Source organism: Vibrio sp. Vb2131 (assembly GCF_033338535.1).
Classification (GTDB): Bacteria; Pseudomonadota; Gammaproteobacteria; order Enterobacterales; family Vibrionaceae; genus Vibrio; species Vibrio alginolyticus.
Window position 1 is genome coordinate 302,483 of the sequence record NZ_JAWOSW010000003.1, and the last position, 14,188, is coordinate 316,670.

The window sequence follows — 14,188 nt, forward strand, 5'->3', positions numbered from 1 at the left end:
GTTGAATAGTGAATATTGCTATAGTGTACTAGTTAGCTAGTTCAATGATATTTTTGTGTGAGTAGTATGACACAGCAAACCTCTTCTCAGCCTCGCGAGCATTTTGGCTCTCGTCTCGGGTTCATCTTAGCTGCCGCAGGCGCCGCAGTTGGCCTTGGTAATATTTGGGGCTTCCCAACTCAAGCAGCCAGTAATGGTGGCGGTGCTTTCCTGTTAGTTTATTTGGTGATGATTCTTATCGTCGCATTTCCGATGCTGGTGGTTGAAATGGCGATTGGTCGCCATGGTCAAGCCAACCCTGTAGACAGTATGCGTGCAATCACAGATAACCCTACCGGTAAAAAGCTCGGCGGCATTGTGGGTTGGATTGGTTTAAGCGTACCAAGCGCTGTCTTAGCGTTTTATTCAATTGTTGGTGGTTGGTTGATCTGCTTTTTACTGGGTGCAATCACAGATCTAATGGGGTTAGAAGCTGCAACTCAATGGCTAAAGGGCTTTAGTGTTGAACGTAACTTGTTCGGAACCATTACTTTTTATGTACTGACGATTCTCATCGTACAAGGTGGCGTAAAACAAGGTATTGAGAAGTGGTCCACACGTTTGATGCCAGCATTGTTTGTTCTGTTTGCTCTGCTATTTGCTTACATCATGACGCAAAACGGTGCGATGGAAGGTCTGAAACATTACCTAGTGCCGGATTTTGAAAAGGTATGGGACCGCAAGTTGATTCTTGCTGCAATGGGACAGGGCTTCTTCTCGCTTACGATCGGTGGCTGCTCAATGTTGATTTACGGATCTTACTTGAGTAAGAAAGAAAACCTACCAAAGATGGCGATGAACGTGACCATGGTAGATACTGCCGTTGCTTTCATTGCAGGGTTAGTGGTGATGCCAGCGATGTTTGTAGCAATGCAAAAGGGCGTTCAAATCTATGCAGAAGATGGCTCTCTCTTAAGCTCAGATACGTTAGTGTTTACGGTATTGCCACTAATGTTTGATAGTTTAGGTTTGCTTGGTCAATTATTCTCTATTGTGTTCTTCTTATTGTTGACGATTGCGGCGCTAACGTCTTCCATTTCAATGTTAGAGTGTCCAGTGGCTTTAGTGAGTGAGCGCTTCAATACTAAGCGCAGCGCAACGAGCTGGGTTTTAGGTGGTCTCATTGCTTTGTTCAGTGTGGTGATTGTTTATAATTTTGGTGCTCTATTTGGTATGGTCGCGACGGTTGCTACTCAGTATCTACAACCAACCGCTGCGCTCTTATTCTGCTTATTTGGTGGTTGGGTATGGAATCGCAACTCAAAAATCAAAGAGCTTGAGCAAGGTTGCCCGGAGTTTACGCAAGGTTGGTTTGGTAAGTTATGGCCTGCGTATGTGAAGTTTGTATGTCCAATTCTTGTGGCGACAGTCATCTGGGCTTCATTTGGCTAACCGAGACGTCTATCGAATAAAAGAAAAGGGCTTGATGGTAACTCATCAAGCCCTTTTTGATATTGGTTATTCTCGTTTCGGTTATCCGCCAAGAATGGTGTTGATTAACGGAATTGTCCTGCTTCTGGAAGAAAGTCAAAACCAGCAGAAGCCAGTTTTGTCTCCAGTGCTGTGCGTTCGATATCGAAGAAAGCCACCAGTTTATCTAAGTCACCACCGAAGTCGTCGCGTAGCTTCATATTCACAATGCTCATCAGCATGACAGGATCCATGGATTCAAAGTTCGCTAGATTCATTACTTATCCTCAAAATCTGAAATCAGTAGGTTTGCCGCAGCAAATGCCGCTTTTTCACGCACTTCTTTTGGTAGCGATTCATCCGCTGCAACATCGTTCAGTGCTTTAACTGCACATGAAATTGCTTGGGGAATATAAGCTTGATCGCCACTACCAATCTGAGCATAAAGCTCACGAACCAGTTCACAACAGCCGTATACTTGCATGTTTTCTTTCCACTAAATGATAACTTATCTCAATATACACACAGCGGATTTGAAACTCAAAGTACAGAGTTGTTTTGGCTCAAGTTAAAGGTTTGCTTGAGCGAGATTTAATCACTGCATTTGTGCTTCTAACTGCTGAGTGACTTCTGGTGAAAGTTGAAGTTGTTTTGCTAGTTCTTGCAGATACGCTTTTTCCATAAAGTTTTGTTCATCAGCGACGATCAAAGACGCTAGGTAAATTTCTGACGCTTGTTGAGGAGAGGTCGCCTGATTAGCAATTTCAGCAGGATCAAGCGGTTTGTTTAACTCTTGCTGAACGAGGTGACGAACGTGCTCATCTGCGCCCATATCCGCGAGAGCTTGTTCAATGCGCGCCATTTCCTCTTCATCAACGTGACCATCAGCTTTTGCAGCTCCAATCATTGCTTTTAAAATTAAGACACTGTGTTTACTGTCATCGGGGTCAAAGGTTTCTTGAACACCTTGACCGGATTGCTTGGCTTGCCAGTCGTTATACACTTTGTAGGCCAAGGCTCCAAGCGCAGCTGCGCCACCGACTTTTAATGCGCTTGACCCTACTTTTTTAGTCATTTTTTTACTTTTCTTTGAGCCCATCAGCATACCGATGAGGCCTCCGCCTACAGCACCTGCTCCTAGCGTTTTTAGGCTACTTGAATTTGATGAGGATTTGATGTTGTTGGTTTGTTTGCCCAATGCATCTGCACCTTGCTTAAGTAAGTCTGATTTGAGTGCTTGGTTTAGAAGACTTTTTAAATCCATAACTGACCTCCTTTAGATGATGAAATCAGTCTAATAGCAAGAAGCTGAACCAAAGATTAACAAAGTGAATAGTTCGAAAAAGGTGGAGGGAGGATGTTGAGCTGTAATAAAAAGGGCTGACCGAAGCCAACCCTTTTTAACTATTTGAAACTACTTCAAATGCGAACTCGTCGAGTGCTTACTTTAGTTGAGCTTTTACGTGCTCAACAATGTCAGTCATTGCGACTGCTGTTTTCTCACCAGTAGCACGGTTCTTGTATTCGAAGTTGCCTTCTTTCATTGAGCGGTCACCGATAATAATTGTATGCGGTACACCAATAAGCTCCATGTCAGAGAACATTACGCCTGGGCGTTCTTTACGGTCGTCAAATAGCACTTCGATGCCCATTGCCGTTAGCTCAGCGTACAATTTCTCAGCGGCTTCTTTTACTTCTTCTGACTTGTGCATGTTCATTGGAACGATCGCAACCTGGAATGGTGCGATTGCATCTGGCCAGATGATGCCGTATTTGTCATGGTTTTGCTCAATAGCAGCCGCTACTACGCGAGTGATACCGATACCGTAACAACCCATTTCTAGGATGACGTTCTTACCATCAGGACCCAGTACACCACAGTTCATCGCTGCGGAGTAAGCGTTACCTAGTTGGAAGATATGGCCAACTTCGATACCACGCTTAAGCTGGATAATGCCCTTGCCACATGGGCTTGGGTCACCTTCCACAACGTTACGTAGGTCTTCAACTTGACCAAGCTCTACATCACGACCCCAGTTAATACCGAAGTAGTGTTTGCCATCGATGTTCGCGCCCGCACCGAAGTCGCTCATTACCGCAACGCTGCGGTCAACAATGAACGGCAGTTTAAGGCCAACAGGGCCTAGTGAACCAGGGCCTGCACCGATAAGCTCACGAATTTCTTCTTCAGATGCCATTTCCAATGGAGCTGCAACCTGAGGAAGGTTTTCTGCTTTCACTTCGTTCAGTTCATGATCACCACGAATAATAAGCGCGATGATTGGCGTATCAACTTCGTCAGATGCTTTCACAAACAGTGTTTTCACTGTTTTTTCAATTGGTAGTTCGAACTGCTCAACCAATTCAGCGATTGTTTTCGCGTTTGGCGTATCAACCAACGTCATTTCTTGTGTTGGTGCCGCAGCCTCAGAGGCTGGAGCTAGTGCTTCTGCTTTTTCAATGTTTGCCGCGTAATCTGACTCGCTAGAAAATGCGATGATATCTTCGCCGCTTTCAGCCAGTACGTGGAACTCTTGAGAGCCGCTACCACCGATAGCACCGCTATCTGCAAGTACAGGACGGTAATCCAGACCCATGCGATCGAATGCTTTACAGTAAGCATCATGCATTGCGTCGTATGACTTTTGTAGGCCGTCTTTATCAATGTCAAAGCTGTACGCATCCATCATTGAGAATTCACGTGAACGCATTACACCGAAGCGTGGACGACGTTCGTCACGAAATTTAGTTTGGATTTGGTACAGGTTTAGCGGAAGCTGTTTGTAAGAGCTCACTTCATTGCGAACAAGGCTAGTGATCACTTCTTCAGCGGTTGGGCTAAGTACAAACGGACGAACATGACGGTCAGTAAAGCGAAGTAGCTCAGGACCCATCTTTTCGCTGCGGCCTGTCTCTTCCCATAGTTCAAACGGCTGAACAACGGGCATCAAAGTTTCGACTGCGCCTGCATTGTCGATTTCTTGACGAACGATGTTTTCGACTTTACGCAGTACACGTAGACCAGTAGGTAGCCAGGTGTATAAACCTGAAGCCAGCTTACGGATCATACCTGCACGTAGCATGAGCTGGTGGCTCACTACTTCTGCGTCGTTTGGAGTCTCCTTCAGAGTAGAAAGAAGATAATTACTGGTACGCATTAAATTTATCCGTTTATTTAAGTTAGATACTCAAGCTTGAATAAGCAGGAGTATGGGAGTTCCCTAAAGGGAAATTTGTTAGCCGTCTATAATATCAGCCAATTGCGTTTGTCAAAAGCTTTCAATAGCGGTAACCGTTATTAAGTTGCTTGTTGCTGTGAACTTTACGTTCAAGTCGAACAAATTTACCGCATATTCTTTGTCGTCCGGCTTGTTTTTCTTATATGCAGGGCGAGGATCTTGTGCCAGAACTTGTTCAATGACTGATCTTACATAGTCAGTATCGGATCGATTTTCTATCGTTGCTAATGCTTGAGCAGAAAAGGTGACTTGTGACTTTTCTGGTTCTTGGTCTGCGTATCCGCCTTGTGCTTCCGAAATAGAATCCGAATAGGGAATATAAGGCTTAATATCCACAATCGGTGTCCCATCCACGAGATCTACACTGCCTAAATCAAGATAGATTTGATCGCCTTGCTTAGTGACTCCTTTCACTTCAACGGCTGACATTCCGATTCCGTTTGGACGGAAAGTCGAGCGCGAGGCAAAGACACCAATTCGTTCATTGCCGCCTAATCGTGGCGGACGTACAGTTGGTTTCCAACCAGCTTCCAGGTTCTGATCAAATAGAAACAACAACCAAACGTGAGAAAACTGTTCTAGCCCACGCACTGCTTCAGGGCTATTTGCTGCACCTAACAGTTTTACGCGTGCTTTAGCCTCTGGTACTAAGCGTGGTTGGCGCGGAACTGCAAACTTTTCTTTGTACGGTGTCTCAATGACGCCGATGGGTTCGATGGAATACATGGTGGACATCTTTAAGAATTCATTGAGATGAAAAGTATCACAAATTTCTCTTGCTTTTCTTGTTGATAATGATTATTAATTAAAATGTTATAACATAACAATTTAATTGAAAGGAAAAAGTATTATGAAACCAGGAATCCACCCTGAATATCGTCCTGTGGTGTTCCACGACACCAGTGTAGATAAGTACTTTGTCGTTGGTTCTACGTTGAAAACGGAGAGAACCATCGAATGGAAAGATGGCAAAACTTACCCTTACTTTACGTTAGATGTGTCGTCAGCTTCTCACCCGTACTACACCGGTAAACAGCGCGTTGTACAAACCGAAGGTCGAATTGCGAACTTCAACCGTCGTTTTGGTCAATTTAAGAGCGAAAAGGAATAAATCATGAAGGTAGTAAAATCATTAAAAAGTGCAAAAAGTCGTCATCCGGATTGTCAGATTGTAAAACGGAGAGGGCGTCTTTATGTCATTTGTAAAACGAACCCGAGATTCAAAGCTGTGCAAAAGTAATCAGCCAGCATATATCTAACTTATGGTTTTGTTTAATTGATAATGTTGAGTTAATTATCTTACATGGATGAAATATCTACATTTTTATTCAATGTTGGTTATAAATGCCTCTGTTCGTCACAGTTTGTAACATTTAGGGCTTTTATTTGACCTTCTACTCAAGTACCCTTCGCACGCTTTTTGACATTTTTGTCACATTTGCATAGGAATAAAAACAAGGAGGGAACAGATGAGTTCATCTGATTCAATTAAACAAAACTCGCCTAAGAAGCCGCTGTTTACGCGCTTTTTGGATACTGTCGAATATTTGGGGAACTTATTACCCCACCCGATCACACTATTTGCCATTTTCTGTTTAGCCATTCTGGTGATGTCGGGTATTGCAGGATACTTCGAAGTTTCCGTAGTTGATCCTCGTCCTGAGGGTGCAAAAGGTCGTGCCGCGGATGGCATGATTCATGTCGTTAGCTTGCTTAACGCTGATGGCCTTGAACTAATCGTTACCAATCTAGTGAAAAACTTTGTCGGCTTTGCACCTTTGGGTACGGTATTGGTTGCGATGTTGGGTGTTGCTATTGCTGAATACTCAGGCTTGCTATCTGCAGCAATGCGTGGCTTAGTAATGGGTGCATCTCAACGCATGGTAACAGTGACGGTCGTTTTCGCGGGTATCATTTCAAATACGGCATCAGAGCTTGGCTATGTGGTACTTATTCCACTGGCTGCAATGCTGTTCCATTCTTTAGGTCGTCATCCACTTGCCGGTCTTGCTGCGGCGTTCGCTGGTGTATCTGGTGGTTACTCAGCAAACCTACTTATTGGTACGGTTGACCCGCTGTTGTCAGGCATTACTGAAACGGCGGCGCAAATGATTGACCCAACTTACACTGTTGGTCCAGAAGTTAACTGGTACTTCATGTTTGTGTCGACATTCTTCATTGCAATCACAGGTGCGTTTGTTACTGAAAAAATTGTTGAGCCAAAGCTTGGCAAATACAGTGAAGAAGAAGCCTCAGAAGATTTGTCGAACGACAAAATGGGTGGCTTAACAGACATTGAGAAGAAAGGCCTAAAACTAGCAGGTGTTGCTGTACTGGTTGTTTCAGCGCTGCTTGCTTGGACGGTTGTTCCAGAAGACGGCATTCTACGTTCTGATGCAGGTACAATTGCAGGTTCACCATTCCTGAAAAGTATCGTGGCATTCATCTTTGTGTTCTTTGCTATTCCAGGCTTTGTGTTTGGTAAAGTTGTTGGCACGATGAAGACGGATCGCGATGTAATTGATGCAATGGCGAAATCTATGTCTTCTATGGGCATGTACATTGTATTAGTTTTCTTTGCGGCTCAGTTCGTTGCTTTCTTTAAATGGACTAACTTCGGTCAGGTATTCGCGGTTGCTGGCGCTAGCTTCCTGCAAGAAATTGGCTTAACTGGCCCAATGTTGTTCTTTGCCTTCATCCTGATGTGTGGATTTATCAACCTAATGATTGGTTCGGCATCGGCGCAGTGGGCAGTAACGGCTCCGATTTTTGTTCCAATGTTGATGCTTGTTGGTTATGCACCGGAAACGATTCAGGCTGCTTACCGAATTGGTGACTCGACGACAAACATCATTACTCCAATGATGAGCTACTTTGGTTTGATTCTTGCCGTAGCGACTCGTTACATGAAGAACTTAGGTATCGGTACGCTGATCGCGACCATGCTACCTTACTCAATCTGCTTCATTGTAGGTTGGAGTGTGCTGTTCTACCTATGGGTATTCGTATTTGGTTTACCAGTAGGCCCTGGCGCAGCAACATACTACACACCGTAGAAAACGGTTTCCTCACACAGCTCCATTATAAAAAGCCTGCGAACGTCGCAGGCTTTTTTGTCGATTGAGACTGTGTACGCAGGCTTACCTGATTATAGATGTCGGTTTATAGCTGAAAACGCATCAACAAAGGGCGATAAAAGTGCTGAGTGAGCCAGCATAAGCTTTTCCAAATTATGCGTTTGTACCAAGGTAAGTGCGCAATATAAACATAGCTAAATTCAATTTCTGGCCGGGCTTTTCTGTTGCGTTTAAAAGCCGGAGCACCTGAGCTCATATTAAAGCGACGCTGGAATATCATTGCGTGGCGGATGGTATAGGCCGATATTCGACGATACAATGCGAGGCGTTGTGGCTTATTGGTATCGTAGCCAAAAATTGGGCAAGTCATATCATTATCAATTTCTACAATGCCTAACGTAGCCAGCATCTCTTCTTGATAAAACAGTCCCACTAACTTTACTAATTTGTTCTGGCTCGCCTGTTTTAAATATTGGTTTGAAAACTGGATGTTATTGATGCTGTATTTATCAAGGTAAAGCATGTCATATAACTCTTTGGCACGCTGAAACTCTTCATCAGTGGTCAGTGGCCTAAACTGCCAATCTTTATCATTAAGCAGTTTGAAGTCTTTCGTTAAATCTCGGTTGAAGCTGAACGCTTGCCAATCATCAAGTAAATACACTTGTCGTGTTACCAAGCTTTGCCATTGCTGCTGCTCTAATCGCTGAATAAAGCGTGATTGTTGACGTTGGTTAATGGAGCGAAGTACCAAGGGAAAGGTGGGATATTTATCGAGTGCGACGCGACGCAGTTCATCGAGATTTAAGGCTGCCCATTGTTCGCTATACATATTGGTGGACAAGCACTGATTGTTGAGCGTTTGGACTTGATCCAATCCAGCCAATGATAAGATTGGTTTAGTCATATTAATAAGTAACTTACATACCCATCGAACAGCCACATTTTTGACTTTGTGAAGCTCTTCTTCGGCGTAGCCACTAAGCAGTGTCATAGGGGAGACTGCATAACAGTTGTTTGGTATTTTTGGTGTTACGGAGTAAGGAATGGCAACATCATCGATATAGTAGCAACCAAAGCTTGCTGTGCATTCATCAATAGGATTTGACTGCATAAGAGTGATAAAGGTTTGATGCCATTCTTGAGAGGAAAGTGTCATGAGTTCAATGCCTCTCCATTCCACTCAATATCAACGGTAGAAGCGTCGCTCCACTTCGTCTTGTTCTGCCTAGCTAACCGGAGTAATTCAAACATACTCCGGATTTGGCTCCCGACCGGTAAGTTATGCTGTTGCATCACATTCACTCCAGACCACCAATCTTGCCAAGTTCGAGCCTTGAACAGGGATAACCCGCCTTCAGCGATGAGTGTTATTGGACCTAAATGATGCAATCGCTGCTTGGAAGGACTGGTAAACTCCATATTAGGAAGCAGTTGGTTGCATCGAGACGAGAGTAGGTGCAAACCACTGGTGGCTCTTGGGTTACATTCAATCACGTAGAGTTCATCTTGTGATTTGATGAAGTCAAACGACACTTGCCCATGATAAGTATGACGTTTACCAAAAGCTGCGATAAATGTATCTAGTCGTTCGCACGAGATCGGCTGAAAAGCACTGGCGGCCGAGCCGTTTACACAGTATTTCGGCACATAAGCTTGGTGTGCTTTAAGGTCACCATGTTCAAAAATGGCATAGTTACACACCGGAGTCCCATGGATTTTTTGTTGCTGAACCCAAGGGTAAAGGGGCGATATCGTGGCGGCAGAAATAGACTGAGTTGTCACATCTCTTATGACTTGCCCGCCAAACCGAGAGTAAACGGGCTTTAGAATGGTTCTCTTATTAATTTCAATCTCACTTTTATCAGCGACCAAACGAGTTTTTGGAAGTGTGATTTCTGGCAAACTTTGAAGCTGTTCAAAGACGGTCAACTTGTTGTGCAGGGCATTGAGTAGTCCCACATTGGGCAGAAAAAAATCTACTTCTGGGCATTGTTTGGCAACATGAGCCAAGTAATACACTTCTTCACAAGTGGGTATCACCATATCAATACGCATCTGAGTAATGATTTTTAGGATCTGCTGTTGATAGGTGGGAAACGCAAATCGAGGCGAAGCGGTGGGGATATAAGACTCGATGCCTCGCAAAAACGATCCTAGAGGTTTTTTTAGCGAATCGGTGAGAGTTACGTCATGTCCATGATGCATACACATGGTTGCCCACTCTAGTGCAACTGGTGCTCGTGCTCCGGTGATTAAGACCCGCATATGTTCACCACACGTCGTTGTTTATTCATTGGCGTCCAAATAGGCGCAGGGCGGTAACTAAATCTGACAGGATCAAGCCGCAATTGGTCAAACAACTTTATCAAGGCTTGATGTATAACCCGATGGTGGTGAACATCCGCTTCAATTTGAATGGCTTGTGACCTTGTTTGGGTGATTCGGTAATCCACGCGGCCTTGGGCGGATAGTGTTATAGCGCGGTAGATGAGATCTGGTAACACCGTCACTGGGACGTGGTTTGCGTTTAGCGTGAGGCGATCACCACATCGTCCGGCAATCGCGCCAAGAGGTTCAAATACGCCATTATCCTGTTTATTCTCAATAATATCGTCGAGCTGATAACGAATAATGGGCTGAGTTTTACGACGAAAATCGGTGATAATTGGGCTGTAATGAGTACGTTCGGTATTCAGCCAATGTTTTTCGATGTAAACAACATCTTGATTCCAGCGCATTTGTCCATGCTGATCAGTACATGCAAGAAAACCTTCGGTACATTGATAGACTTCATGGAGTTCGCTGTCGAACCGTTGAGAAATAAAGTGACGGTCACTCTCAGTTAGGACTTCTGCACCAGAAATGATCCGCTGTGGTTGAATTGCGGGTTGACCAAATTGACCGCTGAACTGGGCGCAGAGCTGAAGAGCTTGCGCACTACCAACCAAAAGCGTGGGTTGGAACTCATCCAACTCTTTTATCCATTCTTGGTAAGGTTTAGTTAAATCCGCATAAAAGAATGTGACAGGGCCTTTCGCGACGGATTTATACAGTGGGCTGTTGGCGCGCAAGGCTAGCGCAATTCGGTGCTTTTGCCATAGGTTGGGCAACAGGCGAGCCAATATATTGCCAGCCCATAGTTGCGTTTCCTGTTTGTCAGCAAGAAACAACCCGCGCATGCCTGATGTGCCCGAGGAAAGCCCAACAGTAACATCGCCAACTTTCGAAGCGGCGAAGTTGCGTGACTGTTCTGCGTCGAGTGCTTGTTGCATTAGCTGTTCAGCATCTAAGCCTTTCGTATTCAACTCCGAGAGGTTCTCCATCATGGTTTGCTTATTCATGATAGGGAAATCACTGAGTGCTGCACCTTGAAGTGAGCGGTAATACGGTGAATGACAGCATACCCATTCCAGGTGTTGCGTTAAATGTTGTTGCTGCCACGCTTCGACTTGTTCCCTTGAACCGAAAGGGCGGTAGCGGGTTCGCCAGAATTCTGAGATAAGCGTTATCACTTCATCCACCCTTCTTTGATTAGCTGCCGGATAGTTTCCTGACAATGTGAAGGCACGAAGCGAACAAAGTGGTGGGTTTGTTGGTAGCAACTTCTCAATTCGGAGAGGGTGTTTTTATAGGCATTTGTGTCATCGCAAAGCATGTTCGCCAGCCAATGCTGATCAATATTTTCACTCAAGCTCTCGATTAACCAGCATGCATCGGCGAGTAAGAATAGCCAACCTTGGTCTCTTTTAACCAGCAAGCCCACTTGGCCAGCTGCATGGCCTGGCAAGCTAACCATATAAATGAATCCGTCGTCGAACATGTCTTTACAGAGCAAATTAACACCTTGGCACTGAGGAAGAATTTGGCTGATTGGTACAGAAAAATCACTATGAATGAATAAGTTAGGTTCAAGCTGTGGAGGAAGTAGAGCTTTTAGGTATCCTTTTCTTACGCCTCCAATTCGACCACTTTTAGTAATTGCATCTACCCCTTTTTGTTGGCAATGCAATTGAGAGTGGGAAAACTCAGACACGGCAGCAATGTGATCAGCATGGAAGTGGGAGAGCACTAAGTGTTCAATATCATGAGGTTTGAGACTTGCTTTTGCTAACTGAGCAACAATTCCGTGTTCTTTTTTATAGCGACAAGGTGTTGTCCAAGCATAAAAACGTTCAGGGAAGGGGCGAGTCGCGCTAAAAAAATGCTCGTGATATCCCGTGTCAAACAGGATGTTGCCTTGTGTTGGGTGCTGAATTAACGCAACGGCTGCCGGAAATGCTCTAGGCTTGATACCAGAACCTGGTTTGACAACAAAGCCTGGGTGTACGCAGTGTCCAGCCTCAAAGATTTTTATTTTTAGACCAGTTTGCATACTGCTGTATTCCTTCTTGAATTGAAAAAAGCGGTTGGTAATTCAGTGTTTGTTTCGCCTTGCTGATATCCAGAGTTTGATGATAGTTAAACAATCCTGCGCTGTATGAGGTGAGCCTTGGTTCTGGCTGATGTGGTAAGTGCCTTCGTATTTGCTCACTGAGCTTTAATAATGGTGATACCACACCGTATGGTAATGATTGTAACGTTACTTTTAGGTTTAACCCCTCACATAAAGCTTGCAGAACAGTCTCAATTGGCATTGGTTCGTTGTTGGAAATGTTGAACACATCACCATGCTGAAGTCGGTCTGCCTGAGTGCAAGCGAGCATCGCTGCATGGGCAACGTTGTCGACATAGGTCAGATCAACCACAGGATTTCTACCCGATGGCAGAAGCAGAGTGTTGTTTTTTATCGCCTTAAGCACTCTTGGGATAATCGCGCGATCATTGGGTCCAAAAATGCCACGCGGTCTTAAAATGATCGCTTTACTTCGACCTTTTACGGCTTCAATTTCTGATAGATATTTTGTGTGTGCGTAATCATTACACCAGTATGAAGCTATGGCGTCGGTTTCTCTAATATTCCAACGGTCTTGATGGTCAAAGTAGACGCTGGTGGACGAAATATGGATAAAACGCGAGATTTGATGCGTATTAGCCGCATTGACGAGGTTTTTGGTGGCATCTACATTGGCTTGATAAAACGCCTGCCACTTTCCCCATGGGCTTGAGAGAGCGGCACAATGGATGACTGCATCCATACCTTGGCATACCGCATGAACTGCTGAGTGGTCTCTTAAATCGACTATATGGGGGATAACATCGAATTGCTCGGCGAGTTGTTTAGCGATGACTGTATTTCGTGCTATAAAATGCAGTTCATGCTGCTGGTGAAACATTCTCAGAATTGCGCTACCCAACATCCCGCTGCCACCAGTGACCAATATCTTCATAGTTTTAGCACTCCCATCCCTAGCGACAACCCTGCGGCGGTGCCAGCTAATAACACATGTTTTCCTGCGGTTTCTGGCTGATTACGCAGCCAGTGTAAGTTAATTGGGAGTGAGGCGGCGACTTGGTTTCCCAAAGTCGAAAAGTGATTAACGGTTTTCTCTGTTGGTAGCCCGGTGAGTGAAGGCAGTTTTTTTAATCCATGCGCGCTGGCTTGATGAGGAAGAAAATAATCAATATCGCCGAGTGTTACCGGAGAGGCGTCAAACCCTTTTTTTAGAAACGCTGGTAAGGCTTTACGCACATGTTTAAAGAGTGCTTTGCCCTCCATCTCAAACTGGCAACTTCTTAAATAGGCTTGATGCTCGGAGGTATGCGGATTGATATGACTACCTCCGCCCTTAATTTGACAAAATGAATACCCGGTATGATGCGTTTCAAAGTGACTGGTGAGCAATCCATCATCGTTGTGTTCTTCGAGCAAAAATGCGGCGGCACCGTCCGCGAATAAGGTTGCAACTTCTGGTTTGAGCGTAAAATTTCGATTCAGTGTGATGCCAGTGGCGAGTTCGCTGGTGACAATAAGAATCCGACGGTACCGTTTTGCTAAGAATAGACTCTGAGCAAGATCAAGCGCAGAGAGAAAGGATAAACAGGTGCTGTTCAAATCAAAGCTTTCTAGCCATGTTGGAGCGTCTAACGCGGCGAGAACCGCTGAAGCGTCGTAGGGTAGAGACTGGTGGTGTGTACCGCTAGCGTAGATAAGGAGATCAACGGAGCTTAAGGTATGTGTGTTTCCTAAACACTGCTCTATTGCCTGCACCGCCATGTAAATAGCGGTCTCTTTTGTATTGGCTACATGACGATATTCAACGTCGAATTTATTTCGGCAGGTCCCTGGCGCTAATTTTAGGAAGTGATCCATCTCTCGATCAGACCATTGATTCGTTGGCAGGTAGCTTCCACTGGAAACGATGTTAAAGCCCATTATTCTCTATACACTTATTAAAAACGTCGTTCAAAATAAACTACGTTGCATATTGAAGCTATGGTGAGCGAGATGAAAAATAAACAGAACAAAACAAATGGGAGTAA

15 protein-coding genes are annotated in these 14,188 nt (G+C 44.6%); 4 read left to right on the forward strand and 11 right to left on the reverse strand.

Going from position 1 to position 14,188, the window contains the following annotated elements; translation table 11 throughout:
* The first annotated feature begins 66 nt into the window (after positions 1–66).
* Complete coding sequence (locus R7E38_RS05400) at positions 67–1,431, forward strand: sodium-dependent transporter (RefSeq protein WP_033905531.1); 1,365 nt, start codon at positions 67–69, stop codon at positions 1,429–1,431.
* A 104-nt stretch (positions 1,432–1,535) separates the two neighbouring features.
* On the opposite strand, the gene R7E38_RS05405 is transcribed toward R7E38_RS05400, so the two are convergent.
* The 5 genes from R7E38_RS05405 to tsaA form a co-directional block, all read right to left on the reverse strand.
* On the reverse strand, positions 1,536–1,727 hold the full coding sequence (locus tag R7E38_RS05405; protein ID WP_005380289.1) for a DUF4250 domain-containing protein: 192 nt from the start codon (positions 1,725–1,727) through the stop codon (positions 1,536–1,538).
* Positions 1,727–1,933, reverse strand: coding sequence for a YaeP family protein (locus R7E38_RS05410; RefSeq protein WP_005391765.1), 207 nt, complete (start codon positions 1,931–1,933; stop codon positions 1,727–1,729). Before R7E38_RS05410 ends, R7E38_RS05405 begins: the two co-directional genes overlap by 1 nt.
* A 111-nt stretch (positions 1,934–2,044) precedes the next feature.
* A complete protein-coding gene (locus R7E38_RS05415) occupies positions 2,045–2,713 on the reverse strand; it encodes a tellurite resistance TerB family protein (protein WP_017820764.1) in 669 nt (222 codons plus the stop codon).
* Between the two features lie 178 nt (positions 2,714–2,891).
* Positions 2,892–4,607, reverse strand: a complete 1,716-nt coding sequence (locus R7E38_RS05420) for a proline--tRNA ligase (protein ID WP_017820763.1) — start codon at positions 4,605–4,607, stop codon at positions 2,892–2,894.
* 111 nt (positions 4,608–4,718) lie between these two features.
* A complete protein-coding gene (gene tsaA, locus R7E38_RS05425; protein WP_005380294.1) occupies positions 4,719–5,414 on the reverse strand; it encodes a tRNA (N6-threonylcarbamoyladenosine(37)-N6)-methyltransferase TrmO in 696 nt (231 codons plus the stop codon).
* Positions 5,415–5,538: 124 nt separating this feature from the next.
* Here tsaA and R7E38_RS05430 point away from each other — a divergent pair, with 124 nt between their 5' ends.
* From R7E38_RS05430 to R7E38_RS05440, 3 genes are all read left to right on the forward strand, one after another.
* Entirely contained in the window at positions 5,539–5,799 is a 261-nt protein-coding gene (locus R7E38_RS05430) for a type B 50S ribosomal protein L31 (RefSeq protein WP_005380295.1), read from the forward strand.
* Positions 5,800–5,802: 3 nt separating this feature from the next.
* Positions 5,803–5,928 carry a type B 50S ribosomal protein L36 gene (ykgO, locus tag R7E38_RS05435; protein WP_005380299.1) on the forward strand — a complete coding sequence of 42 codons (126 nt, stop codon included), beginning with the start codon at positions 5,803–5,805 and terminating at the stop codon, positions 5,926–5,928.
* Positions 5,929–6,157: 229 nt separating this feature from the next.
* Positions 6,158–7,744, forward strand: coding sequence for an AbgT family transporter (locus R7E38_RS05440; RefSeq protein ID WP_005380301.1), 1,587 nt, complete (start codon positions 6,158–6,160; stop codon positions 7,742–7,744).
* 106 nt (positions 7,745–7,850) lie between these two features.
* On the opposite strand, the gene R7E38_RS05445 is transcribed toward R7E38_RS05440, so the two are convergent.
* Genes R7E38_RS05445 through R7E38_RS05470 form a run of 6 tightly spaced genes read right to left on the reverse strand, consistent with a single transcriptional unit; the run spans position 7,851 to position 14,081 of the window.
* Positions 7,851–8,924: a hypothetical protein gene (locus tag R7E38_RS05445; protein WP_226083475.1), complete on the reverse strand. Its 1,074-nt coding sequence runs from the start codon at positions 8,922–8,924 to the stop codon at positions 7,851–7,853.
* The gene (locus R7E38_RS05450; protein WP_226083473.1) at positions 8,921–10,033 is read right to left on the reverse strand and encodes an ATP-grasp domain-containing protein; all 1,113 of its coding nucleotides are present in this window, start codon (positions 10,031–10,033) and stop codon (positions 8,921–8,923) included. The genes R7E38_RS05445 and R7E38_RS05450 overlap by 4 nt, the downstream gene beginning before the upstream one ends.
* Entirely contained in the window at positions 10,021–11,289 is a 1,269-nt protein-coding gene (locus tag R7E38_RS05455; RefSeq protein WP_411978670.1) for a F390 synthetase-related protein, read from the reverse strand. The genes R7E38_RS05450 and R7E38_RS05455 overlap by 13 nt, the downstream gene beginning before the upstream one ends.
* Positions 11,277–12,140 carry an MBL fold metallo-hydrolase gene (locus tag R7E38_RS05460; RefSeq protein ID WP_226083468.1) on the reverse strand — a complete coding sequence of 288 codons (864 nt, stop codon included), beginning with the start codon at positions 12,138–12,140 and terminating at the stop codon, positions 11,277–11,279. The genes R7E38_RS05455 and R7E38_RS05460 overlap by 13 nt, the downstream gene beginning before the upstream one ends.
* Complete coding sequence (locus R7E38_RS05465) at positions 12,109–13,095, reverse strand: NAD-dependent epimerase/dehydratase family protein (protein ID WP_005380308.1); 987 nt, start codon at positions 13,093–13,095, stop codon at positions 12,109–12,111. Before R7E38_RS05465 ends, R7E38_RS05460 begins: the two co-directional genes overlap by 32 nt.
* Positions 13,092–14,081: a ketoacyl-ACP synthase III gene (locus R7E38_RS05470; RefSeq protein ID WP_226083466.1), complete on the reverse strand. Its 990-nt coding sequence runs from the start codon at positions 14,079–14,081 to the stop codon at positions 13,092–13,094. The genes R7E38_RS05465 and R7E38_RS05470 overlap by 4 nt, the downstream gene beginning before the upstream one ends.
* Between the last annotated feature and the right edge of the window lie 107 nt (positions 14,082–14,188).